This window comes from Diaphorobacter aerolatus, assembly GCF_014489535.1.
GTDB lineage: Bacteria > Pseudomonadota > Gammaproteobacteria > Burkholderiales > Burkholderiaceae_C > Diaphorobacter_A > Diaphorobacter_A aerolatus.
The window spans coordinates 1,918,144-1,944,645 of the sequence record NZ_CP060783.1; the positions used below are offsets into that span (position 1 = coordinate 1,918,144).

Genomic DNA, 26,502 nt, shown 5'->3' on the forward strand with positions numbered 1-26,502 from the left:
TCATGACAGATCTGCTTTCCCTCTTCAGGACCATGGTGCGCATCCGTGCGTTCGAGGACGCCGCCGAGGCCGCGAGCCAGGGCGGCGTCACGTGGGGCGGCGCCGCGACGGACAAGGTTTCCGAAGTGCGCGTGAAGGGCCCGCTGCATCTGTCCACCGGACAGGAGGCCGTGGCGGCGGGCGTGTGCGCGCACCTCAATGCCGAGGACCTGCTGACCTCCACGCATCGCGGCCACGGCCACACGCTGGCCAAGGGCGCAGACGCGACGAAGATGATGTGCGAACTGTTCGGGCGCGCCAGCGGCTACAACGGCGGCAAGGGCGGCTCCATGCACATCGCCGATTTTTCCGTGGGCATGCTCGGCGCCAACGGTGTGGTGACGGCCGGACTGCCGATTGCCGTCGGCGCGGCGCATGCGTTGAAGATCCGCAAGACGGATGCCATCGCCGTGAGTTTCTTCGGCGACGGAGCGATCAACCGGGGGCCGTTTCTCGAAGCACTCAACTGGGCGCAGGTCTACCGCCTGCCCGTGCTTTTCGTGTGCGAGGACAACCAGATTTCAGCCACCACCCGCTCCGCGCCCATGACCGCCGGAAGCAGCGCCGCAAGCGCGCGCGCCGAGTCCATGGGCATTGCCGCAACGCGCGTGGACGGGAATTCGGTGGAGGCCGTGAGCGCCGCTGCCGCGCAGCTGATCGCGCAAATTCGTGCGGGCTCCGGCCCGAAGCTGCTGCACGCCATCACGTACCGCCAGAAGGGCCATGTGTCGGTCGATCCCGCAACCTATCGCGATCCGGCCGAGGTTGCGAATGCGCTTCTGGACGATCCCATCGGGCGCGCACGCACGCTGCTCAGGCAACGCGGCCTGGCCGACGAGGCCGCAAACGTCGAGGCCGAAGCCAGAGCGGAGATCGCCGCCGCGTTGCTTGTTGCCAGCAGCGCTGAAGTGCCCGACGGGCAGGCCGCATACACCGACATCATGACAACCGGCGACGGAACGTGGACATGATGAGCCATCCTGCAGCTATCGCGACCGCGTCCACGACGATGACCTATGCGCAGGCCGCCGCCAGCGCGCTCACCGAGGCGATGCGCGCCGACCCGACCGTGATCGCCATCGGCGAGGATCTCGGACGCGGCGGCGTGTTCGGTCAATACCGCACGGTCGAGGGGAAGAATCTCGTCGAGGTGTTTGGCACGGAACGCGTGATCGACACGCCGATCTCGGAGGCCACCATCATGGGCGCGGGCGTCGGCATGGCGCTTGCCGGGCTGCGTCCCGTCGTCGAGATGCGCGTTGCGGATTTCGCGCTGTGCGCCATCGACGAGTTGGTCAATCAGGCCGCGAAGAACCGCTACATGTTCGGCGGACAGGGCCGCGTGCCCCTGGTCGCACGCCTGCCCATCGGCATCTGGACCGCATCGGCGGCGCAGCACTCGCAATCGTTCGAAGCCTGGTTTGCGCACGTGCCAGGGCTTGTGGTCGCGACACCCTCCACGCCTCAGGACAACTACAGCCTGCTGCACGCGGCGCTGGCATCGGGCGATCCCGTGGTCTACATGGAGCACAAGGAACTGTGGTGCATGCAGGGCGAGGTGACACCAGAACGCATCGAGCTGGGCCGCGCACGCATTGCATTTTCGGGCAGTGCAAACCGTAACGATCTGACCGTCGTTTCCTGGTCCAGGCAATTGCATGCCTGCGTGGATGCCGCAAGGCAGTTGGCCGAACGCGGAGTGCATGCCGAGGTCATCGACCTGCGCACCATCTGGCCCTGGGATCGCGATGCGGTGCTTGCGAGCGCAAGCGGCACGCGGCGTCTGCTCGTCGTGCATGAGGCCGTGCAGGCAGCGGGCTTTGGCGCGGAAGTGGCCGCCACCGTGGCCGAGCACACCGATGCGCGCGTGGCGCGCTTGGGCGCTCCACGCATCCCGGTCGGCTACGCCAGCTCGCTGGAGGCCGAATCGCGCATCAGCGCCGCGCAGGTGGTCGCGGCTGCCGAGCGCCTCCTCACACGCTGAGCGCCGCGACCTCGCCGGAATCATTCATGCCGGATTCGGTCGCACCGCCGCGTTGTTGCTCCTGCGCGTCGCGCTGCAGCGCCCACATGTGCGCGTAGCGACCGCCACTGGACAGCAATTGCGCGTGCGTGCCGCGCTCGAGAATGTGCCCGGCTTCCATCACGATGATCTCGTGCGCATCGACCACGGTGGAGAGGCGGTGCGCGATCACCAGGGCGGTCTTGTTCTGGGCCGCGCTGCGCAATTCGCTTTGAATGGCGCGCTCGTTGGCCGAATCGAGCGCCGAGGTCGCCTCGTCGAAAATCAGGATCGGCGGATTCTTGAGCAGCGTGCGCGCAATCGCCACGCGCTGCTTCTCGCCGCCCGAGAGCTTGAGGCCGCGCTCGCCCACCATGGTTTCGTAACCCTTGGGCGTGGACACGATGAAATCGTGAATGCGCGCCGCCCTGGCTGCGGTTTCGACCTCTGCCTGTGTCGCACCTGCACGTCCGTAGGCGATGTTGTAGGCAATGGTGTCGTTGAACAGCACGGTGTCCTGCGGCACGATGCCGATGGCCTGCCGCACGCTCGCCTGCGTGACATCACGGATGTCCTGCCCCGCAATCGTGACGCGACCACCCTGCACGTCGTAGAAGCGGAACAACAGCCGCGCCAGCGTGGACTTGCCCGAACCCGAAGGCCCCACCACGGCAACCGTCTTGCCGGCGGGAATCTCGAAGCTCACGCCATGCAGGATGGGGCGCTCTGCCTCGTAGGCGAACTGCACGTTCTCGAAGCGCACGGTGGGCGAGCCCTCGACCACCAACGCGGGCGCGCCGGGTTTGTCGGCCACCTCGCGCTCACGGTCCATGAGCGTGAACATGCGGTCCAGATCGGTCAGGCTCTGTTTGATCTCGCGGTAGATGGCACCCAGGAAATTCAGTGGAATGTACAACTGGATCATGAACGCATTGATCATCACCAGATCACCGAGCGACAGGCGACCGTCCACCACCCCCTGCGTGGCGCGCCACAGCATGGAGACCAGCGCGACCGCGATGATCACCTGCTGGCCCGAATTGAGCAGGCTCAGGGATCGCTGGCTCTTGAGGCGCGCGCTGCGCAGCTTTTCCAGGCTTTCGTCGTAGCGGCTGGCCTCGAAGCCCTCGTTGTTGAAGTATTTGACCGTCTCGTAGTTCAGCAGCGAATCGATGGCCTTGGTGTGCGCGGACGAATCGGCCATGTTGGCCTCGCGGCGAAAGCGCGTGCGCCACTCGGTCATCGAGACGGTGAAGGTGATGTAGAGCACCAGCGCCGTGACCGTGATCCAGAAGAACCAGGCGTCGAACTTCACCGCCAGAATGCCGAGCACCAGCGCCACTTCGACAAACGTGGGGAAGATGCTGTAGAGCGAGTACGAGATCAGCGACTCGACGCCCTTGACGCCGCGCTCGATGTCGCGCGTCATGCCGCCGGTCTGGCGTTCGAGGTGAAAGCGCAGGCTCAACCCGTGCAGATGCTCGAACGTGGTGAGCGCGATGCTGCGCGCGGCGCCCTGCGTGGCCTTGGCAAAAACCAGTTCGCGCAGTTCCGTGAACAGCGAGGTGGACAGCCGCAGCAGCCCATATGCGAGCAGCAGCCCCACCGGCACGACGAGGATCGCGGCAGGATCGCCGGGCTTGATCGACAGCGCGTCGACCAGATGCTTGAGCAGGATCGGCACACCCACGTTGGCCAGCTTGGCCGCCAGCACGAACAGCAACGCCGCGAGCACACGCCATTTGTAGCGCATCAGATAGGGCACAAGGCGACCCAGCGTCTCCCAGTCGGAGGAAGTGCGGGGAATGGTTGGGGTATCGGGAGAATCGGAAGATGAGCCGCGGCCGCGCATAAGGTGTCGTGAGGTCCGTTATCTGTTGTTCTGAGCAGGTGGACCGTGGCGGCGCACCTTGCCGGTCGATTGTGCGCCCAAGTGCAAAGACCTGTCGCCCGGCGATGACTGCGTCCGGACAAGGGCCGAATCGCCGAATTGCGGCCCTTGCGTTCGATCTACTCGATAATCAGGGTTTACCCTGCATATGCTTTTGCCGTTTGCGGCAACAGTGTCGAACCGATTTCATGAGCACAACGACCATGACCGATCCCGAAACCCTGCGCATCATCGCGCCCCGACTACCTGACGACAAGGAACTGGTTCTGCGCGTCATCCCCATGCCCGCCGACACCAACGGCAACGGCGACATCTTCGGCGGCTGGGTCATGGCCCAGGTCGACCTTGCCGGTTCGGTGCTGCCCGCTCGCTTGGCGCAAGGCCGCGTGGCAACGGTCGCGGTGAAGGAATTCACCTTCAAGCAACCGGTGCGTGTGGGCGACATCCTGTCGTTCTTCGCGCGCATCAGTCGCGTGGGCAACACCTCGATCACCGTGGACGTGGAAGTGTTCGCCGAACGCATGACGCTGCAAGGCCAGCACATCAAGGTCACCGAGGCCACACTGACCTACGTCGCCATCGACGATCAAGGTCATTCACGCGTGATCCCGAAGAAGGCCTGAGCGATCGCACGGGCCGCGCCGCCAGCAGACCTGCCAGACAGACAAAAAAGGCGATGCATTCAATATGCATCGCCTTTTGTCTTGGAGTATCTTGCGCGTCGCGCTAAGGATGAGGATCGCTCGATCAGGAAACCGTGGATGCCGAGGCGCTCGTGCTGCCGGAGGTCGATGTCGACGAGGCCGCTGCGTTGCCGCGCGATGCAGCATTGCTGCCGATGCCCGCTTCGATCTCGCCGGAGAGTTGGCCGCCCTCTTCGATCACCACCTTGCCATAACGGATCTTGCCGCTGACCTTGCCGGTGCTGTAGATCACGAGTTTGTCGCGAACGGTGAGCGTACCGTCGAATTCGCCATGGATCTCGGCGATGTCGATTTCGGCAGAGCCACGGAAAGCGCCCTGTTCCGTGATCTGGATAACGCGCGAATCCATCGTCGCTTCGACCGTGCCTTCGACCACCAAGGTGTCGCAATCGGTGATCTCGACACCCTTGAGCTTGATGTTCGGGCCGACGGTCAGCTTGCTGCCGGCAGACTCGCTGGCAGGGCTCGCTGCAGACTTGCTCGTGACCGAGCCCAGTCCCGCCGATGACGACGAGGACGGTGTCGTCGCCGAACTGCCGCCAGACAGCGATGAACCGCTTCCCAATACCGAGCCCGGCTGACGAGGTTGCAGGGTATCGGAATCACGCTTGCCGAAAAATGGGTTTTGAACTGCCATCAATACTCCTTGAAATAACACTTGCTCGAGAATCCGCCGAGGATCTGTTCCTTGGATACCTTACGCCACATGCGCGCCCATCGTCAAACAAGCCCCGATTGTCCACTCGGGCTCGCGGTGCGAGCCTGCGCGGAAAATCTGGAATGCTGTGCAGCCGATCAACTCCATGTACGTTGATGTGTGATTGCCGCACTGTTTGTCAGCCAGCGACTATCACGCGTACCCATTGGCAAAGAATCGTAATGAGTAATCAGGACGCCAACCGTCTGGTTACGCAAGAAGCGTAACCAAATGGCTCGCACGATGCATGTACTTGCAGTGCTTGCTTCGGTAAACAGAGCAAGGCGTCGCCAACACCACCGAATGGGCCTGGGTGACCCGTCAAATTAGCTATCGGGTTCACACGCGTGGCTCCAGCCAATGACCCGCATGCTGCCAGCCTTTTCGCCCTCGATCTCCAACTCGAGGCAGGCCTTATCTTTCTTGTATTTCAGAAGGCATACGGGGCGGTCGACCGCGCACTGGTCGATTTCTTTGAACCCCTGTTGGTATATGCGTTTTTGCAGTCCCCACATGGGTGATTCGCGGGAGTGTTTCGAAGGATTGGGAAGCCAGCCCTGCCTCAAAACAACGGCACGGGCCTTGGAGATTCTCATGCCTTGCTTGAGGCCGACATCATCCTGAGCATTGGAAACACTGCCGAATGCCAGTGTGCCAAAGAGCCAAATGAACGAAATTAACCGTTTCATTTGACGGGCGCTCTCTTGTCGTCCCTGACGTGCCACGCTCGACGCTCGCTGTCTATCCCAAGGCTCGCATGGTCTCTTACAGTCGGCTGAAATCGGGAGCGCGCTTTTCCAGAAAGGCCGTGAAGGCTTCCTTGGCAGCCGGCTCGCCAAGCATGCGGCCAAAGCTGGTGGCCTCTTCGTCGATGCGTGCCAATAGTTCATCGGCATTGCTTTTCTTGAGCAGGCGCTTGGTCTCGATCAGCGATGCCAGCGACTTCGCCGCGAGCTTTCTGGCCTGCATCTGGGCGACCATGTTGCATTCCGTCGGCGGCACGACGCGGTTGACGAGGCCCACTTCAAGCGCCGCTTCGGCCATGAACGGTTCGCCCAGCAGCAGCGCTTCCGCCGCGCGGTGATAGCCGAGCATCTGCGGCACGAGCAGGCTCGAACCGGCCTCGGGACACAGCCCCAGATTCACGAACGGCATGGAGAACGCCGCGTTGTCGCCCGCATAGACCAGATCGCAGTGGAACAGCATCGTGGTGCCGACACCCACGGCAGGTCCGCAGACGGCCGCCAGCAGGGGTTTGGGGAAGGTGGCAATCTGGCGCAGAAAACGAAACACCGGCGCGTCGCGGCCCGCTGGCGGGTTCTTCAGAAAATCCCCGATGTCGTTGCCCGCGCTGAAGACTGCCACGTCGCCCTGGAACACCACGACGCGCACCGCTGCATCCCTGGCCGCCGTTTCCAGCGCATCCGCCAGTTGCGCGTACATCGTTGCGGTGAGCGAGTTCTTCTTGCTCACGCGGTTGAACGTGATGGTCGTGACACCTTGCTCCTGGTGCACCAGAATGTCCTGCTCGGGCGTGCTCATGTGTGTGACTCCTGATCAATGGATGTGCGGACAGGAAGGTCCGCGCACGGCACATTTTTGTGTGCTGCGCGCAAACGTCATTCCTTGTAGTAGACGATTTGGTTGCTGGTGGCCAGCATCAGGCCTTCGGCGCTCCACAATTGTGCCGTCTGATCACAGAAGCCATTGCGAAATTCCTGCCCTTGGCCTGCGCAAAGAGGAAGCCGCTGCCGACCGTCGCAAGCTGCTCGCGATTCGCATGGAAATACGTGGTGATCGACACCGTTCCCGCAGGCACCTGGCGCGCACGGCGCAGCCACAGGCGTGGGTAGAACACGTCGGACAAGGCGGCAAGCGCCTGAAAATCCAGCGGACGCTCGGGCGCATCACGCACCCATAGCTGCGAGAGGCTGCTGTCGCCGCTGTCGTCCCACACGGCGGGCAGATTGCCGGACACGGGACGCATCTCGTATGAACTCAGCCATTGCGAGCGAAAAGCCGGCTCAGCGCGCTCGAAGTGCCCCGGGCTCTCTACCTGCGGCATCGGCGTGTCGGTCACGCCCCATGTGGCGCGGCGCACCGCAGTCACTGCGGTCGCCGTCGTGGCGATGAGCATCTGTCCGTCGGGGCCCGGCTGCTCCAGCGTGATGATCCAGTGCTGGGTCGAGCGATTGGTGCGCACCGGAGTGGCCTTCACGGTGAACGCGCCTTCCGTCACCGCGCCCGCGAAATTCACGGTCAGCGACAGCGGATCGCCGAGCAGTTGCGGATGCGCCAGCACCGCCTGCAGCAAGGTCGCCGCCGTGATGCCGCCGAAAGGCCCCACCATGTTCCAGTAGGCGTGGGTGGTGCGGCCGGTGAAGATGCCGGGCTCGCGGGCCTCCAGCAGCAAAGCATCGTCCAGAGGATGAATCGTGGCTTGGTTTGTCATGGTGGGAGTGTGCCGTTTTTTCCTGACTCACACCCGCTCGAAGATACCTGCAGCGCCCTGCCCCATGCCCACGCACATCGTGACCATGCCGTACTTGAGCTTCTTGCGTTGCAGCGCGTGCACCACGGTGGCCGAACGAATGGCGCCGGTCGCGCCGAGCGGGTGACCCAGAGCGATTGCGCCGCCCATCGGGTTCACCTTGGACATGTCGAGTCCGAGCGTGTTGATCACCGCAAGCGACTGCGCGGCGAATGCCTCGTTGAGCTCGATCCAGTCCATGTCGTCCTGATGAAGTCCGGCGTAGCGCAGTGCGGCGGGTATTGCCTCGATCGGGCCGATGCCCATGATTTCCGGCGGCACGCCCTTGCTCGCATAGCTCACGAATCGCGCGAGCGGCGTGAGCCCGAAGCGCTTGATGGCCGCTTCGCTGGCGAGAATCAACGCACCGGCGCCATCGCTGGTCTGCGAGCTATTGCCTGCGGTGACCGAGCCGCGCGCGGCGAAAACCGTGCGCAGTTTGGCCAGTCCTTCCAGCGAGGTATCGGGACGAGGACCTTCGTCGAGATTCACGGTGCGCGTGCTCTGCACGGTCTCGCCTTTGGCGAGATTCAAACCGCGATCCGCCACTTCGATGGGCATAATCTCGCTCGCGAATTCACCGGCCTGCTGCGCCGCAATCGCGCGGCGGTGTGATTCGAGCGCGAACGCATCCTGCGCCTCGCGCGTCACCTTCCACTGCTGCGCCACCTTCTCCGCCGTGAGACCCATGCCGTAGGCAATGCCCACATCCCCATCACGCTCGAAGATCGACGGAGAAAGCGACGGCGCGTTGCCCATCATCGGCACCATGCTCATGCTCTCCACGCCAGCCGCGATCATCACATCGGCCTCGCCCACACGAATACGGTCGGCAGCCATGGCCACCGCCGACAGGCCCGAGGCGCAGAAACGGTTCACCGTGATGCCGCCGACGCTGGTCGGCAAACCCGCCAGAACCGCACCGATACGGGCCACGTTCAGCCCCTGCTGCGCTTCCGGAATCGCGCAGCCGCAGATGATGTCTTCGATCGCCTTGGGATCGAGGCTCGGCACCTGCGCAAGCGCGGCCTTCAAGGTCGTCGCGAGCAGATCATCCGGACGGTAGTTGCGAAAAAAGCCCTTGTGCGAACGCCCGATCGGCGTGCGCGTAGCGGCAACGATGTAGGCGTCTTGCTGTTGTTTCATGACCAGATTCCTTGTCTGACTATTCTGTTGCTCGTCCATCTCAACGAGCGTCAATGAGGGCTGAATTGCTCCCTCGCCCGCTTGCGGGAGAGGGTTGGGGTGAGGGTGACGTCGGCTCTCGCAAGGCATGCAGGATCACCTCCAGCACACCCTCCAAATTGCCGATGACTTCGTGATTCCAGAAGCGCAATACTTGCCAGCCTGCGCTCTTCAAAAACAGCGTACGGTGCTCGTCGTAAACGATGGCGCTGCCGTGAGCATGCTGACCACCATCCAGTTCAATGGCCAGACGCTTGGGCACACACGCGAAGTCCACGAAGTAGCTACCCACCGGGTGCTGGCGACGAAACTTCACCCCGTCGATTTGCCTGGACCGAAGTTTCTGCCAAAGCATGTGTTCGGCATCGGTCGAATTCTGCCGAAGCGCGCGGGCGCGCGGCACCCTCACCCCATCCCTCTCCCGCTCGCGGGAGAGGGGGTTTTCCGGGCGGTGCTGGATGTCGCGCGCTTCGGCAAGCATGATCAGTTCCTCACAGGCTTGCCGGTATTCAGCATGCCGAGAATGCGCTCATGCGTCTTCGGGTGCGCGATCAGATGCGTGAACGCCTTGCGCTCGAGCTTCATGAGGTATTGCTCGTCGACGAGCGTGCCCGCGTCCACATCGCCGCCGCAGACGATCTCTGCGATCAGGGTGGCGATGTGTTGGTCGAACTCGCTGATGAAGCCGCCGTCGCGCATGTTCACGAGCGATCCGCGAATCGTGGCGATGCCGCTGCGGCCCGCGACCGGGAACGTGCGGGCAAGCGGCGCACGCCAGCCCGAGTCCGCCATCGCCTTGGCTTCGTTAATCGCCACGTGCAGCAACTCGTCCTTGTGCGCGACGATGATGTCGCTGTCCAGCAAATACCCGAGTTTGCGGGACTCGATGGCGCTGGTGCCGACCTTGGCCATGGCCGCAGCGGTGAAGCCTTCGGTGAGAAACGGCAGCAGGTCCTTGCCGGTGCTCGTCGCCGCATTCTCGGCCGCGCGGCGGGCAATATAGGTCAGGCCACCCGCGCCCGGAACCAGACCGACGCCGACCTCCACGAGGCCGATGTAGCTCTCCATGTGCGCCACGCGGCGCGCGGAGTACACCGCCAGCTCGCAGCCACCGCCAAGCGCCATGCCATGTATCGCAGCCACCACCGGCACCTGCGCGTATCGCATGCGCAGCATCATGTTCTGCAGCTCCTGCTCGATGCTTTCGATTGCATCCGCTCCGCCGACTACGAACGCGGGCATGGTTGCTTCCAGATCGGCACCCACGCTGAATGGCGCGTCGCCTGACCAGATCACCATACCCTTGAAATCGCTTTCGGCCACGTCAACGGCTTCCATCAGCCCTTCCATGACCTCGGGACTGATGGCGTGCATCTTGTTCTTGATGCTGGCGATCAACACCTCACCATCGAGTGTCCAGGTGCGCAGCGCCCGGCTTTCGGCAATCGTGGTGCCGGCGGTCTGCCAATCGGGGAGATTGGTTTCGCCGAGCAACTTTTCGGGAAAAATCTGGCGCTCGTAGACCGGCAGTTCACGGCGGGGAATGAACTTGCCCTGCGATGCGCTCCACGAGCCCTGCGCGGTGTGCACGCCACCGGCGTCGGCCACCGGCCTTCGAACACCCACTGGGGCAATGGCGCATTGGCAAGTGCCTTGCCCGCGTCGATGTCTTCCTGAACCATCTTCGCCACTTCAAGCCAGCCGGCTTCCTGCCACAGCTCGAACGGGCCTTGCTTCACGCCGAAACCCCAGCGCATGGCCTGATCGATATCGCGCGCAGTGTCGGCGATGTGCTCAAGATGAACCGCAGCGTAGTGAAAACTGTCGCGCAGGATCGCCCACAGGAACTGGCCTTGCGCGCCTTCGGCACCGCGCAGCAGCTTCAGGCGCTCGCCTGCGGGCTTCTTGAGCATGCGTCCGTAGACCTCGTCGCTCTTTTGACCCGCTGGAATGTATTCCTCGCTGTCCATCTCGAACTGCAGGATGTCGCTACCCACTTTCTTGAAGAACCCGGCCTTGGTTTTCTGACCGAGGTTGCCCAGGTCGAGCAGTTTCTGCAACACGGCGGGTGTGCCGAAATTACCGTAGAACGGATCGGTTTCAAGGCTCAGGTTGTCCTGCAGCGTCTTGATGACATGGGTCATCGTATCGAGCCCCACCACGTCGGCCGTGCGGAACGTGCCGCTCGATGCGCGCCCGAGTTTCTTGCCGGTGAGATCGTCGACCACGTCGTAGGTCAGGCCAAAGTTCTCTGCCTGCTTCATCGTCGAGAGCATTCCCGCGATGCCGATGCGGTTGGCGATGAAGTTGGGCGTATCGTGCGCTCGCACCACGCCTTTGCCGAGCGTCGTCGTCACGAAGGTTTCGAGCTGATCGAGCACCTCGGGATTGGTCGTTGGCGTGTTGATCAGTTCCACCAGTTGCATGTAGCGCGGTGGATTGAAGAAGTGGATGCCGCAAAAGCGCGGCTTGATCGCATCGGGCAGCGCTTCAGAGAGCTTGGTGATCGACAGGCCCGAGGTGTTCGACGCTACCAGCGCATGCTTGGCAACGAACGGTGCGATCTTGTGATACAGGTCGAGCTTCCAGTCCATGCGCTCGGCAATGGCTTCGATGATCAGGTCGCAGCCCTTGAGCAGCTTCATGTGCTCCTCATAATTCGCGGGCTGGATCAGATCGGCATCCTCGGCGACGCCGATCGGCGAGGGCTTGAGCTTCTTGAGATTGGCAATCGCCTTCTCCGCAATCGCGCTCTTGGCACCTTCCTTCGCAGGCAGGTCGAACAGGATCACGGGCACCTTCACATTGACGAGATGGGCCGCAATCTGCGCCCCCATCACGCCCGCGCCGAGCACGGCGACTTTTTTCACCTGGAATCTGGACATAGGGTTGGTTTTCCTTTGAATTTTTTCTTCGGCCATGCATACGATGGCTGCGGAGCAGGTCAGGACAGCAGACGCACCCAAGGGGCGTCAATTCACACGCTGCCAGGTTTGCGTGCGCCAGAACGGCCCCAGAAATCCGCGCACCTCCAGCCTGGCGCCACCGTCGGTGGGCGTGAGGCTTGCGCGGTATTCCTTGCCGTTCTCGGGATCGATGATCTTGCCGCCGGACCACACATCCTTGTCGGCTTCCTTCTTGCCGCCGCGGATGATGTCGAGCCCGACCATCGGCTTGTCCTTGCGGTCGCCGGTGCACTCATGGCACACGGCGGCAGGATCGGCGCCTTTCTTTAGCACTTTCTCGATGCGCCCCACAAGAGCGCCCGCGTCTTCGGTGATGCGGACCTCGGCCTTGGCCTCTCCGGTCTTGTCATCGACGTTGCGCCAGAGACCCACGGGTGACATTTGCGCAAACGCGGGTGCGGCAAGCGCCATGCCCAGCACGGCTGCAAACAACTTCTTCATACGGCCTCCTTCGAAAAAAGTGCTCGAGATTTCAGCCTGGCCAACAATCAGGCCAGTGCTGCGTCGGTATCCATCAGCGACTTCGATCCGGCACGCGCGCTGCGCATCAGCGACGCGGTTTCGGGGAACAGCTTGGCGAAGTAGAAACGCGCCGTCTGCAGCTTGCCCTGATAGAACGGATCGGTGTTGCCGCTGCCGATTTCGCGCAGCGCAACCTGTGCCATGCGAGCGAAGAAATAGCCGAACACGAGGTGTCCCGCCACGCGCAGGTAGTCCACCGACGCCGCGCCCACTTCGTCGGGATTCTGCATGCCCTTGAAGCCGATCTCGGTGGTGAACTTGGTCATCTGGTCGCCCAGCATCGCCAGTGGATTGATGAACTCGGCCATCTTTTCGTTCACGCCTTCTTCTTCCACCAGTTGGCCGATCAGCTTGCCAAACTTCTTGAGCGAGGCGCCCTGGTTCGACAGAATCTTGCGGCCCAGCAGATCGAGCGCCTGGATGCCGTTCGTGCCTTCGTAGATCATGTTGATGCGCGCATCGCGCACAAACTGCTCCATGCCCCATTCCTTGATATAGCCATGGCCGCCAAAGACCTGCTGGCCGAGCATGGTGGCCGTCCAGCCGTTGTCGGTGACAAAGGCCTTCACGATGGGAGTGAGCAGCGCGACGAGATCGGCGCTGTCCGCGCGCACCTTTTCGTCGGCATGATGGAGTTCCTTGTCGATCAGGAACGCGCTGTAGGTGATGAGCGCCCGCCCCCTTCGGCATATGCCTTGGCGGTGAGCAGCATGCGGCGCACGTCGGGGTGCACGATGATGGGATCGGCCGGCTTGTCCTTGGCCTTGATGCCCGAGAGGCTGCGCATCTGCAGACGGTCCTTGGCGTAGCTGAGCGCGTTCTGATAAGCCACTTCGGTCAGGCCGAGCGACTGATTGCCCACGCCCAGACGCGCCGCATTCATCATCACGAACATCGCCTGCAGGCCCTTGTTGGGCTCGCCCACCAACGTGCCGATGGCGCCGTCGATGTTGATCTGCGCGGTGGCGTTGCCGTGAATGCCCATCTTGTGCTCGAGCGCACCGCAGAAGATCGGATTGCGCTCGCCGATCGAACCATCGGCATTCACATGGAACTTGGGCACGACGAACAGGCTGATGCCCTTGGAGCCCACGGGCGCATCGGGCAGTCGCGCGAGCACCAGGTGCAAAATGTTTTCGGTGAAGTCATGCTCACCCGCGCTGATGAAAATCTTGTTGCCGGTGATCTTGTAGGTGCCATCCGCCTGCGGCTCGGCCTTGGTGCGCAGCAGACCCAAATCGGTGCCGCAGTGCGGCTCGGTCAGGCACATCGTGCCGGTCCACTCGCCACTCGTGAGCTTGGGCAGATAGGTCTTCTTCTGCTCGTCCGTGCCATAGGCATGCAGCGCCTCGTACGCGCCGTGCGAGAGGCCGGGATACATGGTCCAGGCCTGATTCGCGCTGTTGAGCATTTCATAGAGCGCAGAATTCACCACGAACGGCAGGCCCTGGCCACCGTAGTCGGGGTCGCAGGAGAGCGCCGGCCAGCCGCCTTCGATGAACTGCCTGTAGGCGTCCTTGAAGCCCTTGGGCGTGGTCACTTCACGTGTCGTCTTGTCGAGCGTGCAGCCCTCGTCATCACCGCTGATGTTGAGCGGAAAGGTCACGTTGGCGGCAAACTTGCCGGCCTCTTCGAGCACCGCATTGATGGTGTCGGCGTCGACCTCGGCATACGACTTCATCTGCTGGTAGTCGTCGGTGATCTTAAAGACTTCATGCATGAGGAACTGCATGTCGCGGAGCGGCGGCGTGTATGTGGGCATGTGGACTCCAGAAAATGGGGTGAGAGTGTTATGGGGAAATCGGAAAGAGGCAGGTGTCTGCTGAAGATCGAAAGTCGTTGCTCAGGCCGTCATCACGTTGCCGCGAGCGCGGCGGCGCCGTAGCGCTGAAGAATGCTGTTGAAGCCCCCGACCGCGCGCTGGATCGAGCCGGGAGTGCGCAGGAAGCGGGCCTCGTAGTGCAGCGCCAGAATCAGGCCGTGGATTTCAAACAGCATCTGATTGGCATCCACATCGGCCTTGATCTGACCGCATTCGATGCATTGCTCGATGGCCCGCTTCATCGCGGCGTGCCAGGTGAGCACCGAATTCGCGAGCGCGTCGCGCACGGGCCCCGTGCGGTCATCGAACTCAATCGCGCCGCTGATGTAGATGCAGCCGGAATCCAGTTCGATCGACGTGCGCTTCATCCAGTTGTCGAACATCGCGCGCAGCCGATCAATGCCGCGCGGTGCGGTCATCGCGGGATAAAAGACCTCTTGCTCGAAACGCGTGTGGTATTCCCGAATCACGGAAATCTGCAACTCTTCGCGCGAGCCAAAATGGGCGAACACACCGGACTTGCTCATGCCCGTCACGTCGGCGAGCGCGCCAATCGACAGCCCTTCCAGACCAATGTGCGTAGCCAGCCCCAGCGCTGCCTCGATGATGACGGACTTGGTCTGCTGCCCCTTGTGCAACACCCGGCCCTCCCGACTAGCGGAAACGCGCGCGGTCTTGCGAGTGGATGTGGTTGCGGTCATGCGGATCAATAAAACGAACGATCGTGCTATTTTGCACAAAAGTCGATCACAACACCAGCGTTTGACCTTATCTTCTTGTAATTGCAGGGAAAACCCTTGAGAGGCCATTTCCCAAGTGAAATGGAATCGCGCCGCAATCTTTGGCCCTCAAAGACCTGTCTGCGCTCTCATCGAGCTGAAACGGCAGCGTGTACGCGTTTTGCCGCTTCAGGTGCGATCATTTGCTTGGCTGGGTTCTTCTCGCAGACATTGAAGGTCACTCCATCATGGTTTGCGAAAAGTCGCAACTTCGGTAGGGACTGTGCAAGGGATGCACAAAAAAAACAAAGGCCGACGACGGTCGGCCTTAGATGGTTGAACTGTCCTAGTCATGCCAGGGCGGTCTATTTTTTGATTGGAATGGGGCAACAAGTCCCTGTCTCGGCGCAAGTGGGCGAAACGATGATCAATACAGAATCGTACACTTTGTGCGTTGGGCCATATGCCTCGCGGTTACCAAGGCCTGTATCGACAGTGACTGGAAGATTGTTCGTATTCAGCGGATCAAGTAAGCGCTTGATTGCATTCACTCGCTCCTTTGACAGCGTTTCGGAACGAAGGTCTTTGCGAAAGTAGATCGCGCTGATATCAATCTCAGATAGCGGTCTTACGTCGCGGCTCCACACAAACCATTCAGCAAACTTCCGCTCCTCCCCTGCACTCAAAGCAGCGCTACGAGACTCGAAGACAACGGTATGTTCCAAGCCTCCAAGGGAGCAGGCAATGGGGCGCAAGGGCGTAACAAAAAAGATTACCGCCAATAAAGCAGCACATCTCCTTGAGCCAAATGTCCTCATGGTCTTTCACCTCTGCCGTTGTCTTTGCCATGGCCGGTTGTCCCGTCGCCGCGTCCTCGCACTGATACGCATCGCTTCGGCGCATCACATCAGATTCATCAGAGACGGCCCGTCTTCGAGGTGAGGCGCTCAACCGACTCTGCGCTCAAAAATACAGGCCTTGGGCCTCCAATATTCAACTGCCCAACTTCTTGGGATCAGTTCAATGGGCGGATTTTTATTCTCGGTGCCGTCCTGATCAACGCATGGCTTCGAGCAGGTTTTGGACGTCGGCGGCGGGTGTGCTCTTGAAGCCCGAGCGGACGTAGCGCAGCAGGCGTCCGCGCAGCAGATCTCCGAGCAAGGCCGCGCGGCGCTGGGCTTCGGCGGTTGGGGCGGCGGCGCTCGCGGCGTCCGCGCCACCGCGCAGGCATTGGCGCAGCGAGGCCTCGATCTTGTCGAAGAACAGGTTCATGCGCTGCTGCAAGCGTTCGTTTTCAAACACCAGGGCATCGCCCACCATGACCTTGACCATGCCCGGGTTGCGCTCGGCGAATTGCAACACCATGGTCACGATGCGCATGGCCTGATCCGTGCCGTTGACCGGCGTTTCGCCTTCCCCGTGCGGCTCGGTGATGCGATTGATCAACGTGAACACGCTGCTTTCGATGAACTCGATCAAGCCCTCGAACATCTGCGCCTTGCTGGCGAAATGGCGATAGAGCGCGGCCTCGCTCACCTCAAGGCGCGCGGCCAGCGCGGCGGTGGTGATGCGTTCCGCGCCCGGCTGCTGCAGCATGGTGGCGAGCGCCTGAAGGATTTGCACCCTTCGCTCGCCCGGCCGCGGACGCTTGCGCGCTGCCACTGGCACCGCAGGGTTCGAGATTCCGGATTCTTCTACTGAGGACATAGGATTGCATTCGCAACAGTTGTAAGCAGAATTTTCGCACACTCGCCCGTCTCATAGCATTCGTAGGCGCTGATACATTGCAAGTTCCTGCAATTGCCGAACCAGTTTCAGTAGATTCCAAAAACGCCAAGACCCTTGCGCAAAGCCGCATGCAGCCTACCTGCCGACCGAAAAATGCGGTCCGGCAGGTGATTTGTAAAGACCGAAATGAATCAGTAGCTTCGGATCATGGTGCCGTACGCCTGATCGGTCAGGATTTCCAGCAGCATGGCATGAGGCACCCGGCCATCGACGATGTGTACGGCGTTCACGCCGCTCTTGGCCGCATCGATGGCGCCCGCGAGCTTGGGCAGCATGCCACCGGAAATCGTGCCGTCCTCGATCAGGTCATCGATCTCACGTGAGGTCAGCTCGGTCAAAAGCTTGCCGGCTTTGTCGAGCACGCCCGGAATGTTGGTCAGCAGCACCAGCTTTTCGGCCTGCAACACCGAGGCCAGCTTGCTGGCCACCACGTCGGCGTTGATGTTGTAGCTCTCGTTTTCCTCGCCGAAGCCAATCGGGCTGATCACCGGGATGAATGCATCGTCCTGCAGCGCCTTCACCACGCTCGGGTCGATGGCGACGATGTCGCCGACCTGACCCACGTCGTGTTCGAGGTTGGGATCCTTGTTGTCGAGCAACTTGAGCTTTTTGGCACGGATCAAGCCGCCGTCGCGGCCCGTCAGGCCCACGGCCTTGCCGCCCGCCTGGTTGATCAGGCCGACGATGTCCTGCTGCACTTCACCGGCGAGCACCCACTCGACCACTTCCATGGTTTCGGAGTCGGTGACGCGCATGCCCTGGATGAACTCGCCCTTCTTGCCCAGGCGCTTGAGAGCGGTCTCGATCTGCGGGCCGCCGCCGTGCACCACGACCGGGTTCATGCCGACGAGTTTGAGCAGTACCACGTCTTCCGCAAAGTCGGCCTGCAGTTCCGGATCGGTCATCGCGTTGCCGCCGTACTTGATCACCATGGTCTTGCCATGGAACTTGCGGATGTAGGGCAGCGCCTGTGCCAGGATTTCTGCCTTGTCGCGCGGGCAATCGAGGAAAGATCGTTCATGGGTTGAAGGCCTTCCGAAAATGGAATGAGGTCAGGGAATGGAATAACCTGAAATTGTGCCGCAAACACAGAGGAGCCGAAGCAAGGCCGCCAGAATCGCGCGCTGGCGTCCAGCAGCAGCAATCAATGCTTGAGCCAGTTCGGCACCTTGAAGCGCACGATGCACAGATAGGCCACCACATAGCTCACCACGAACAGTCCGCAGAACGCCATCAGCACCCAGGTCTTGTTCCAGAACAGGATGGCAGGCACGACGGTCAGCATCGTGAAGGCCCACAGATAGGGCGATGTGCGGTTGTTGCGCATCAACATGCGGCGTGATTCGTCATCGTGGAACACGCCGATCACGATGCGGCGATAGATGAGTTGGTGAAAGTGCAGCGCATCCGCCATGCCGGGCGACACCCCGCGCACCAGCTTGCGGTAGATCGAGAACAGCGTCTCCCAGATCGGGTAGATCAGCAGCAGCACCGGGAACCAGGGTGACACCTCCGGGTTGCGTTGCACCAGCGCAATGCTGACCATGGCGATCACCACACCCCAGATGTAGGCCCCGCCATCGCCCGCGAACAGCATGCCGCGCGGGTAGTTCCAGATCAGGAAGCCGCCGGTCACGGCCGACAGGCAAATGATGAGTGAGCCGAGCGCACGGTCGTTGACCTGCAGGCAGACGTGGGCGAGCGCAAGGCTGATGACCAGCGCCACCATCCCCGCCAGGCCGTTGTAGCCGTCAATGATGTTGAATGCATGCGGCAGGCCAGCAATGGCCAGCAAGACGATGCCCATGCCGATCCACGGTGCCTGCACCAGCAGCGCGTCCAGCCAGGGCGCGCCGAGGCGAGGGATCGTCATGCCCAGCAGCGAGATTGCGAGCACGCCAGACAGAAGCGTGAGACCGAGGCGGTAGCGCACCGTCATGCGCTGCGTCATGTCTTCGATGATGCCGCCGAGCGCCGCCGGAAGCAGCGCCACCATCCACCAGTACGCCCAGTTGCCGAGCCTGAGCGAGCCCGGATCACCTGCGTGGGTGGTCAGTATCACGCCCGACCCCCAACTGACGAACAGTCCGGTCAGCAGCGCGATACCGCCCATGCGCGGCACCTCGCCCGTGTGAAAGCGTTGCGGTTTGAACTCGTCGTAATGCGGCGTCCGGCGTCCACGCAACGCACGGATGATCAGCGCGGCCGTCATGCCCGCCACCAGAAAAGCGATCAGCGACAACCAGATCATGTGCGTCCTGCTGTCACCGGTGTCACCTGGGCATTGGCGCGAGGCGGCGCGCCCGTCGGTAGACCGACGAACTCCACAAACGGAGCAGACTGCTCACGTGCCAGATCAAATGAGAAAGTGATCGCCCACTCGCACGTTGGGCTGCATGAATGACGCGTACAGGAGCACGAACGATCGACAAACCGGCAAGGCGAATACGCAGACTCAGATCGACATCCTCACAGTACATGAAATAACGCTCGTCAAAACCCCGAACCTGCCTCCACACGGCGGCTGGCAAAACCAGACAGGCGGCGTTGACCCAATCCAGCCGTTTTTCGGCGTGACCGAGCGCGCGGCGTTGCCAAAGCGCAACAGGTGTAGGTAACGCACGTTCGCTGTCCTGCACCTGGCCGGCCTCATCGACCTGCACCGGATAGGCGCAACCCACGCCCGATTGCGCCGCGCAACCCACCAAGTCTGCAAACGGATCTGCGATCAAACGGATGTCCGGATTGAGCACGCAGACAAATTCTTCGACCGCATCTGCGAGTGCCCGATTGTGGTTTTCGCCGAATCCCAAGGGATGGTCGTTGCGGCGCACCTGAAACTCGAATGGCCACGCGGACAAAGGATCTGCGGGCCATTGCAACTCCTCCGCGGGCTTGTTCAGCGTGATGACCACCCGATGAACGGAACCGGCACTGAATCGCCTCAAATCCTCCAACAGTTCTGTAACGGCTGTACCGTGTCCGTGGCTGACAATCGACACGACCAGACGCTTTGGAGTTGTTATCTCGGAATCCATTGGCGTGTATTGTCCTCGTTACAGACCCTGGCCGTGTCATTAATTGATTCCCGCCAAGCGTTGAGCCTTGGTCATAATTCGGGGATGACACAGAATATTGAGGATTTGCACGTTTACCTGCGCAAAATCCGCCCCGGCGAACGCACATCGCTTTCCGTAATCGCAAGTTTAGTCCACGAAGGTGCCACGGTGCTCGATCTGGGCTGCGGCAGCGGTGCGCTGGGACAGTACCTCCATGAAACTCTCGGTTGCACAAGTGACGGCCTGACATGGAGTGACGCCGAGGCGGAGCACGCGCGTCCGCACTACCGTCAAGTGGAAGTTGCCGACCTCGAAAATTGCAATTTACTTACATTATTTTCAAATAGACACTACGACTACATTGTCTGTGCCGACGTGCTCGAGCACCTGCGCCAGCCCGAGCGGATTCTTCAAGCCTGCAGGCAACTCCTCAAGCCCGGGGCCAATTGCTGGTGTCGGTGCCCAACGCTGGCTACGCGGGGCTGGTCGCAGAATTGCTGCAAGGCGAATTCCGTTATCGCGATGAAGGGTTGCTTGACCGCACCCATCTGCGCTTCTTCACGCGCCGGTCTCTGGCACGCTTTCTGGGCGAGAACGCCTGGCGCATCGACGTGCTGGATACGGTCCGGCGCGAGTTGCCCGATTCCGAGTTCAAGACCCGCTTCGATGACCTGCCTCCCGCTGTCGCGCGCTTTCTGCTGAACACGCCCGACGCGCTCGCCTACCAGTTCATCGGCGCCGCGCACCCCGAAACCGCACCCGTCAGTGACAATCCCGATCAGGCCGAGGACAGCGAACCTGCGCATGCTTTGTTCACCTCGCAGGTGTTCGCGGATCTCGGCGACGGGTTTGCGGAAGACGCCAAGATCAGCGCGACCGGCATCATGGGTCAGGATCGACAATCGGTGAAGTTCGACATCCCGGTGGCCACCTCGCCCCTGCGTCGGCTGCGCATTGACCCTGCCGACCGACCCGGGTTCCTGTACCTCTACGCGATCGTGCTTCGCAACGCCAGGGCGATGTGCTCTGGAGCTGGTCGCCAGAGCACGCCGACAGCCTGCATCTCAGCACCACGCCGCAGCATCAGATCGCCTGGCAGCCACCCGCGCCCAGGGTCTCGTCGGCGATGGTGCTGCTGCTCACGGGTGATGATCCCTGGTTCGAGCTGCCGCTGATTCCTGAAGAACTTGCCAACGATATCGATCAGACGCTGTCGCTTGAACTCGAGGTCGGCTGGCCCATGTCGGCCGACTATCTGGCGATGGCCCATCAGGTGCAGCCGCTGCACGCACACATCGATCAGTTGAACACCGAGGTCAATGACCTCAACGGCTGCGTCGTCGATCTGAATGGCCAGATCAACACTCTCAATGGCCAGATCAACACCCTCAATGACGAAACGACCAGCCTCTCGCACTCACTCGCGGCCAGTGAATACCAGCGTCGCAGCTTCCAGGATGAGTCTGCGCAATTCCAGCGCAACGCCACCCGGCTCGAGCACGAGTTGGTCAAGGTGCAGGGTGAGTTCAAGGATCTCGCCTCGCATCTGAAGAACATCGAGAACTCGACGGTGTTCAAGGCGACGCGTCCGCTGGTCAACGCCAAGATCGCGCTTGATCGTCTGCGCGGCAGAATGCCAAAGCACGAAAAGCTGAAAGCCAGTGCATTCGCGCCGATCACCCGGCCCGCCACTCCGGTCGCGCCGTCCACGCATCCGGTCGACGTGATCGTGCCGGTCTACCGCGGGTTGGCGGATACCCAGCTTTGCGTGGAATCGGTGCTCGCGGCCCCGGTACAGGTGCCCTACCGCCTGGTCATCATCAACGATTGCAGCCCCGAGCCCGAAGTGACGCAGTGGCTGCGCGAGCGTGCTGCGGGCGAGCCGCGCATCCTGCTGCTGGAGAACGCGGAAAACCTCGGCTTTGTCGGCACGGTCAATCGCGGCATGGCGCTGTCGGACGCCAACGACGTGCTGCTGCTCAACAGCGATACCGAAGTCGCCAACAACTGGCTCGACCGCATTCGCGCGGCCGCGTATGGCGACAGAAAGATCGCTTCGGTCACGCCGTTCTCGACCAATGCGACGATCTGCAGCTATCCGCGCTTTTGTGAAGACAACCCGCTGCCCCCTGGATACGACACGGCGCGCATGGACGCGCTGTGCGCGAAAACCAACCCCGGCGCCGTCATCGACGTGCCCACCGGGTGGGTTTCTGCATGTACATCCGCCGCGACAGCCTGAAGGACGTCGGCCTTTTCGACGTGGAGAACTTCGGCAAGGGTTACGGCGAAGAAAACGACTTCTGCCAGCGCGCCGAAGATGCGGGCTGGCGCAATCTGCATCTGCTCGACACCTTCGTCTTGCATACGGGTGGCGTGAGCTTTGGTGACAGCAAGAGCCCGCGAGAGCGCGCGGCAATGGAAAAGCTCGCGCGCCTGCATCCGAACTACGCGCACGATGTGCACCGGTTCGTACAGGCCGATCCGGCGCGCCCGTATCGCCTGGCACTCGACCTGGCCCGCATCCGCGACGCTGGTCTTCCGGTCATCCTGACCGTGCTGCATGATCGCGCGGGCGGCACGGTGCGGCACGTGCGCGAGCTTGCAGAGCATCTCTCGGACAAGGCCGTGTTCCTGATCCTCACGCCCTATGCGAACAAATGCGTTGCGCTGCGCATGGCGGGCGAGAACGAGGGTTTCGAGCTCACGTTCAAGATCGCCGAGCAGTTCGAGGATCTGCTCAACGTGCTGCGCCAGTTGCATGTGTCACACGTGCACTATCACCACCTGCTCGGTCACGACAAACATGTGCGCGACATTCCCGCGCTGCTCAATGTCAGCTACGACTTCACCGCGCACGACTTCTATAGCTACTGCACCTACATCACCATCACGGGTGAGGAAAACCGCTACCAGGGAGAGATCTCGCCCGGCCAATGCAAGTGCTGCACGCCCGACATGCCCGCGCCTCTGGAAGGCAACGTGGCGCGCTGGCGTGGTGCCAATGCACGCTTCCTGAGCGCCGCGCGCACCGTTCTCACGCCAAGCCGCGACACGGCCAGACGCATCATCGGTTTCGCGCCCGCCGCCAACGTGCATGCCGTCCAGCACACCGATATCGACACCAGCGTGCCCCTGCCCGATCCGTCGCCGCAGCCGATCAAGGACGACCGGCCGCTGCGCATCGTCGTGCTCGGAGCACTCAGCGCGATCAAGGGTGCCGACGTACTGGAAACCGTCGCAATCGAAGCCGCACGTCAGGACGCCCCGGTCGAGTTCCACTTGCTCGGCTACGGATACCGCCACCTGCTGAGCCAGCCCAAGGCCGCGCTCAGCGTGCACGGAGCCTACAAGGAAGAGGACCTGCCGCGCCTGCTCGCGTGGCTCAAGCCCGATCTGATCTGGTTTCCGGCGCAGTGGCCCGAGACCTACAGCTACACGCTGAGCGCCGCGCTGCAGGCCGGGTTGCCCGTGGTCGTGCCCGACATCGGGCCTTTGCGGAACGCGTGGTCAATCGCCCATGGACCTGGGTTCACGACTGGGATCGCGACGCCAGGCAATGGATCAACTTCTTCAAACAGGTGCGCGAAGAGAACTTCGTTCCGGCCATTGCACCGGTTCTCGATCTGGCACAGCCCGACGCGGCCAATGCGGTCGAAACGCCCGACGCCGAGCGCTGGACCTATCAGAACGACTACTTCAGCAACATGTCCGCACCGTCGGAACCGACCGAAGACGGCACGCCGCTCGAGCGTGACTACGTATTGCAGTTCGTGCCCGAGCGCGCATACAGCGGCGCGACGAAGGCGGGCATTCTCGGCATGCTGGTCTACCTGCGCTCGCTCCCGGTGTTGAGCGGCGTGGCGCGCAAGATACCGCCACAGTTTCAGCGCCAGGTGAAGACTTGGTTGAACGGCTGAGCGCCTACGCTGCCATCAAGAGATCAAAACGGGCTCCTTCGAGAGCCCGTTTTCTTGCAGTCGCACGCATCACGTGCCGCCAGCGCGCACGCGAAACAGCGTCCAGTTTGCGCCATCGGTCTGCACCAGTTCCAGATGCGCATTGCCCTTGAGCAGAGCCGCGTCCTGCAGGTTGGCGAGCACGAAGTTCGCGTGCAGCTTCCGGAAATCGAAGCGCTCCGGCTGCACGCTCAGCGTCACGGCATCCATGCGTGGACTGCTGATCTGGAAATCCCCGGGCGCCATCAGTTCGGAAGCCAGTTTGATCTGCATGAACTGGTAGCGGTTGTAGACCGCCTCCAGCTTGCCCTCGGGGTCGAGGTCTCGCCAAAACCTGAGTGGCGGATCGTAGAAGAAACCATTCACCACGCCCACACCTGAAATCGGCAGCGCGCTCACCCACAGGTCTTCGTTCACCACTGCAACGCGTGCGGGAGCATCGGCTTGCGTGCGCAGCGCGGACCGCAGTTCGGCCACCAACTGCACGTGCTGCGGCGCCTGCTGCAAGGGGTTGAACGGAAGACTGACCGACAGGGTCCACACGGTACAGATCGCCACCGCGCTCCACACCTGCCCGCGCACCAGAAGATAGGCAAGCCACGCCGCACCTGCGAGCACCAGCACCAGTACGGCGGGTTCAGCCAGTCCTGCATCGGCACCGGCATCATCGTGAGCCAGTGCCAGTGGAACCACGCAAAACCGATGGCGCAAGCCGCGCCAAGCCATTGCAAGGCCGTCGTGCGCGCGCGCGAAGCATCCGCCCATTGCCGCATCAACGGGGCGTCCCTGAGCAGCGAGCCCAACAGAAACGCCTGAGCAAGCACCAGCACCACATCAAGCCGAAACGCGGGCACCTTGCCCCACAGCGTCGCGCGCGCCCACCACGCCGGAATGCCGATGAACATGTGCGTGAGCACGAACGCGACGAACAACCAGAGCACGATTACCAGCGCATCGATGGAGCGCCTGATCACCGCCCGCAGGACGGTCGCCACCGCGAGCGGAATCAACAGGTAAAGACTTCCGGCCGCATCACTCGGAATCGACCACTGCGAGCTTTCGTACAGGGTCACGAGGTTGGCCAGGCCCTTGGACAGATGCCAGGGCTCGACATAGCCGCCAAGCTCCATCGAGCGCTGCCCCGGATACACCGTCGCTCCCAGCGCGCGGATGGCGTCCTCGGCGTCGTGCCACCACGCGGCCAGCAACACGCCACCCAGCAGCACGGCGCACACTGCGCCGAGCAATTGCGCCCCGCCCGCATTCACACGCGAACGCACCTGCCACAGTTGCGCGAGCGTGAGCAGCACCATCAGATAGGCCAGCGGAATCTGCCAACCCGGATAAAGCACCAGCACGAACCCAGCTGCAGACCACCCCAGCACCGCACCCCAGATCATTGCACTCGTCGCGCGTTCGGCAAGAAACATCCGCACGGCAGCGAGCGCCGCGAGCAATGGAAAGAAGCTCGCATACGCGGGCCAGCCCGACCAGCCGACCGAGTAGGCCGATCCAGGCACCAGCACCGCCAGCACGGCCGCCTTGCGCCAATCCAACGCGAACCAGCCGCGCAGAACCGCCCACAGAGCGAGAAAACAGGCAAAGAACGGAAACCACCAATGCCAGGCCAGGCCGCGCTTCAGATCCAGCACCAGAAACCCCCAGCTCGCGGGCTTGGCGATGGCCTCCAGTCCTCGCGTGGGCGCACCGCTCATGCCGACCACGTTCATGTTCTGACCGTAGACGCCGTGCAACGGATTGACCGATGCGAATCGTTCCGGCTCCACGGCCTGGCTCATGGCCAGAGGAGTGACGATCAGCCATTCGTCGCGCCGCACCTCCTGCGCTTTTCCAAGAAAAGGCGCGCCATCGTGTTCGAGCAATTTCGCGTGATCGAGCAACAGCGACAGCGACGATCCACTCCATCCGCCAGCCACCAACAAGGCAAACGACATCGCCACTGCCGCCATGAACCCCGGCGCGCCTCGCGCGCTTTCGCGCCGTGAAAACGCAACGCCCAGATAGACGAGCGGAAGCAACGCGGCCAATGCCAATGTCAGCCTGGCCCTTGTGGAAGATTTGCGTGGGCCCTGCGGAATCTGGATCTGCCGCACCTGCTCGCTGAGTTGCAGATCGAACTGGCCGCCATCTCCGTTCGTGACCTGCACGCGCAGCGGCAGCATGGTCGAGGAAAGATCCTGCGGCAGGCGCACCGGCAATTGAAAACCGCTGCTGAGCCACAAGGCCTGTTTTGACGATTCGACCACGTCGGGGCGATTCGTGAGAAAACCGAGTCGGCCACGATAGATCGACTGCTCACCAAGCCAGATTTCCACCAACGTGACATAGACGCTTGGGTTGTAGGCTGCGGCCCATCCCTGCAAGGTCAGCACACCATCACGAACCTCGGCCTTGTCGACAAAGCCCTTGCCTGCCGCGCGTACTTCCGGTGCAGCGGGTGTGAGGCCGGCGCTCGCGACATCGATCTCTGAGCGCGTATCCCGCGCGTGAGAAGGCGCGGACAGCAAGGCGACAAGACAAAGAATGAATACAGAGAGCACCGTCACCCACGCGCTGCGCGGCTGTGCGGTGAATGACAGATGACTGCTACGCGGCATG

At 62.1% G+C, this 26,502-nt stretch carries 20 protein-coding genes and 4 pseudogenes; 6 read left to right on the plus strand and 18 right to left on the minus strand.

The genetic code is table 11. The features are described from left to right. Positions 1-2 precede the first annotated feature (2 nt). Positions 3-1,010 (plus strand): thiamine pyrophosphate-dependent dehydrogenase E1 component subunit alpha, encoded by a 1,008-nt coding sequence (locus H9K75_RS08805; RefSeq protein WP_226858613.1) that lies wholly within the window; start codon positions 3-5, stop codon positions 1,008-1,010. Continuing rightward, a complete protein-coding gene (locus H9K75_RS08810; RefSeq protein WP_187725480.1) occupies positions 1,010-2,023 on the plus strand; it encodes an alpha-ketoacid dehydrogenase subunit beta in 1,014 nt (337 codons plus the stop codon). The genes H9K75_RS08805 and H9K75_RS08810 overlap by 1 nt, the downstream gene beginning before the upstream one ends. Here the strand turns inward: H9K75_RS08810 and H9K75_RS08815 are convergent. Continuing rightward, positions 2,013-3,893, minus strand: a complete 1,881-nt coding sequence (locus H9K75_RS08815; RefSeq protein ID WP_187725481.1) for an ABCB family ABC transporter ATP-binding protein/permease — start codon at positions 3,891-3,893, stop codon at positions 2,013-2,015. The two genes, H9K75_RS08810 and H9K75_RS08815, sit on opposite strands and share 11 nt — an antisense overlap. Positions 3,894-4,120: 227 nt before the next feature. Between H9K75_RS08815 and H9K75_RS08820 the strand changes: the two genes are divergently transcribed. Further along, positions 4,121-4,555 (plus strand): acyl-CoA thioesterase, encoded by a 435-nt coding sequence (locus H9K75_RS08820; RefSeq protein ID WP_226858614.1) that lies wholly within the window; start codon positions 4,121-4,123, stop codon positions 4,553-4,555. Positions 4,556-4,679: 124 nt separating this feature from the next. Here the strand turns inward: H9K75_RS08820 and H9K75_RS08825 are convergent, their stop codons facing one another. The 15 genes and pseudogenes from H9K75_RS08825 to H9K75_RS08890 form a co-directional block, all read right to left on the minus strand. Then, a complete protein-coding gene (locus tag H9K75_RS08825; protein ID WP_187725482.1) occupies positions 4,680-5,273 on the minus strand; it encodes a bactofilin family protein in 594 nt (197 codons plus the stop codon). A 386-nt stretch (positions 5,274-5,659) separates the two neighbouring features. Beyond that, complete coding sequence (locus H9K75_RS08830) at positions 5,660-6,022, minus strand: hypothetical protein (protein WP_187725483.1); 363 nt, start codon at positions 6,020-6,022, stop codon at positions 5,660-5,662. 76 nt (positions 6,023-6,098) lie between these two features. Beyond that, complete coding sequence (locus tag H9K75_RS08835; protein ID WP_187725484.1) at positions 6,099-6,875, minus strand: enoyl-CoA hydratase; 777 nt, start codon at positions 6,873-6,875, stop codon at positions 6,099-6,101. Positions 6,876-6,952: 77 nt separating this feature from the next. Continuing rightward, positions 6,953-7,785, minus strand: a pseudogene (locus H9K75_RS08840) (acyl-CoA thioesterase). 27 nt (positions 7,786-7,812) lie between these two features. Beyond that, complete coding sequence (locus tag H9K75_RS08845; protein ID WP_187725485.1) at positions 7,813-9,009, minus strand: acetyl-CoA C-acyltransferase; 1,197 nt, start codon at positions 9,007-9,009, stop codon at positions 7,813-7,815. A gap of 40 nt (positions 9,010-9,049) precedes the next feature. Further along, complete coding sequence (locus H9K75_RS08850; protein WP_187725486.1) at positions 9,050-9,529, minus strand: endonuclease domain-containing protein; 480 nt, start codon at positions 9,527-9,529, stop codon at positions 9,050-9,052. A gap of 2 nt (positions 9,530-9,531) precedes the next feature. Beyond that, positions 9,532-11,933: pseudogene (locus tag H9K75_RS08855) on the minus strand (3-hydroxyacyl-CoA dehydrogenase NAD-binding domain-containing protein). A gap of 87 nt (positions 11,934-12,020) precedes the next feature. Next, the gene (locus tag H9K75_RS08860; RefSeq protein ID WP_187725487.1) at positions 12,021-12,455 is read right to left on the minus strand and encodes a DUF2147 domain-containing protein; all 435 of its coding nucleotides are present in this window, start codon (positions 12,453-12,455) and stop codon (positions 12,021-12,023) included. A 47-nt stretch (positions 12,456-12,502) separates the two neighbouring features. Next, positions 12,503-14,298, minus strand: a pseudogene (locus H9K75_RS08865) (acyl-CoA dehydrogenase C-terminal domain-containing protein). A gap of 92 nt (positions 14,299-14,390) precedes the next feature. Continuing rightward, the gene (locus tag H9K75_RS08870; protein ID WP_187725488.1) at positions 14,391-15,059 is read right to left on the minus strand and encodes a TetR/AcrR family transcriptional regulator; all 669 of its coding nucleotides are present in this window, start codon (positions 15,057-15,059) and stop codon (positions 14,391-14,393) included. Between the two features lie 383 nt (positions 15,060-15,442). After that, entirely contained in the window at positions 15,443-15,895 is a 453-nt protein-coding gene (locus tag H9K75_RS23770; protein WP_226858615.1) for a hypothetical protein, read from the minus strand. Positions 15,896-16,133: 238 nt separating this feature from the next. Further along, a complete protein-coding gene (gene slmA, locus H9K75_RS08875) occupies positions 16,134-16,784 on the minus strand; it encodes a nucleoid occlusion factor SlmA (RefSeq protein ID WP_187725489.1) in 651 nt (216 codons plus the stop codon). Positions 16,785-16,996: 212 nt separating this feature from the next. Beyond that, positions 16,997-17,886 (minus strand): annotated as a pseudogene (gene argB / locus H9K75_RS08880) (acetylglutamate kinase). 123 nt (positions 17,887-18,009) lie between these two features. After that, the gene (locus H9K75_RS08885) at positions 18,010-19,116 is read right to left on the minus strand and encodes an MraY family glycosyltransferase (protein WP_187725490.1); all 1,107 of its coding nucleotides are present in this window, start codon (positions 19,114-19,116) and stop codon (positions 18,010-18,012) included. 22 nt (positions 19,117-19,138) lie between these two features. Then, positions 19,139-19,903 (minus strand): glycosyltransferase family protein, encoded by a 765-nt coding sequence (locus H9K75_RS08890; protein WP_187725491.1) that lies wholly within the window; start codon positions 19,901-19,903, stop codon positions 19,139-19,141. A gap of 84 nt (positions 19,904-19,987) precedes the next feature. On the opposite strand from H9K75_RS08890, the gene H9K75_RS23775 reads away from it, so the two are divergent. The 3 genes from H9K75_RS23775 (at position 19,988) to H9K75_RS23785 (ending at position 23,779) form a co-directional block, all read left to right on the plus strand. Continuing rightward, the gene (locus H9K75_RS23775) at positions 19,988-20,626 is read left to right on the plus strand and encodes a class I SAM-dependent methyltransferase (protein WP_226858703.1); all 639 of its coding nucleotides are present in this window, start codon (positions 19,988-19,990) and stop codon (positions 20,624-20,626) included. 319 nt (positions 20,627-20,945) lie between these two features. Continuing rightward, entirely contained in the window at positions 20,946-22,166 is a 1,221-nt protein-coding gene (locus H9K75_RS23780) for a glycosyltransferase (protein WP_226858616.1), read from the plus strand. Beyond that, positions 22,142-23,779, plus strand: a complete 1,638-nt coding sequence (locus tag H9K75_RS23785; protein ID WP_226858617.1) for a glycosyltransferase — start codon at positions 22,142-22,144, stop codon at positions 23,777-23,779. The genes H9K75_RS23780 and H9K75_RS23785 overlap by 25 nt, the downstream gene beginning before the upstream one ends. Before the next feature lie 134 nt (positions 23,780-23,913). On the opposite strand, the gene H9K75_RS08900 is transcribed toward H9K75_RS23785, so the two are convergent. Both H9K75_RS08900 and H9K75_RS08905 read right to left on the minus strand, forming a co-directional pair. Beyond that, positions 23,914-24,369, minus strand: coding sequence for a DUF7654 domain-containing protein (locus tag H9K75_RS08900; RefSeq protein ID WP_226858618.1), 456 nt, complete (start codon positions 24,367-24,369; stop codon positions 23,914-23,916). After that, entirely contained in the window at positions 24,297-26,501 is a 2,205-nt protein-coding gene (locus tag H9K75_RS08905) for a DUF7657 domain-containing protein (RefSeq protein ID WP_187725493.1), read from the minus strand. The genes H9K75_RS08900 and H9K75_RS08905 overlap by 73 nt, the downstream gene beginning before the upstream one ends. Position 26,502 lies beyond the last annotated feature (1 nt).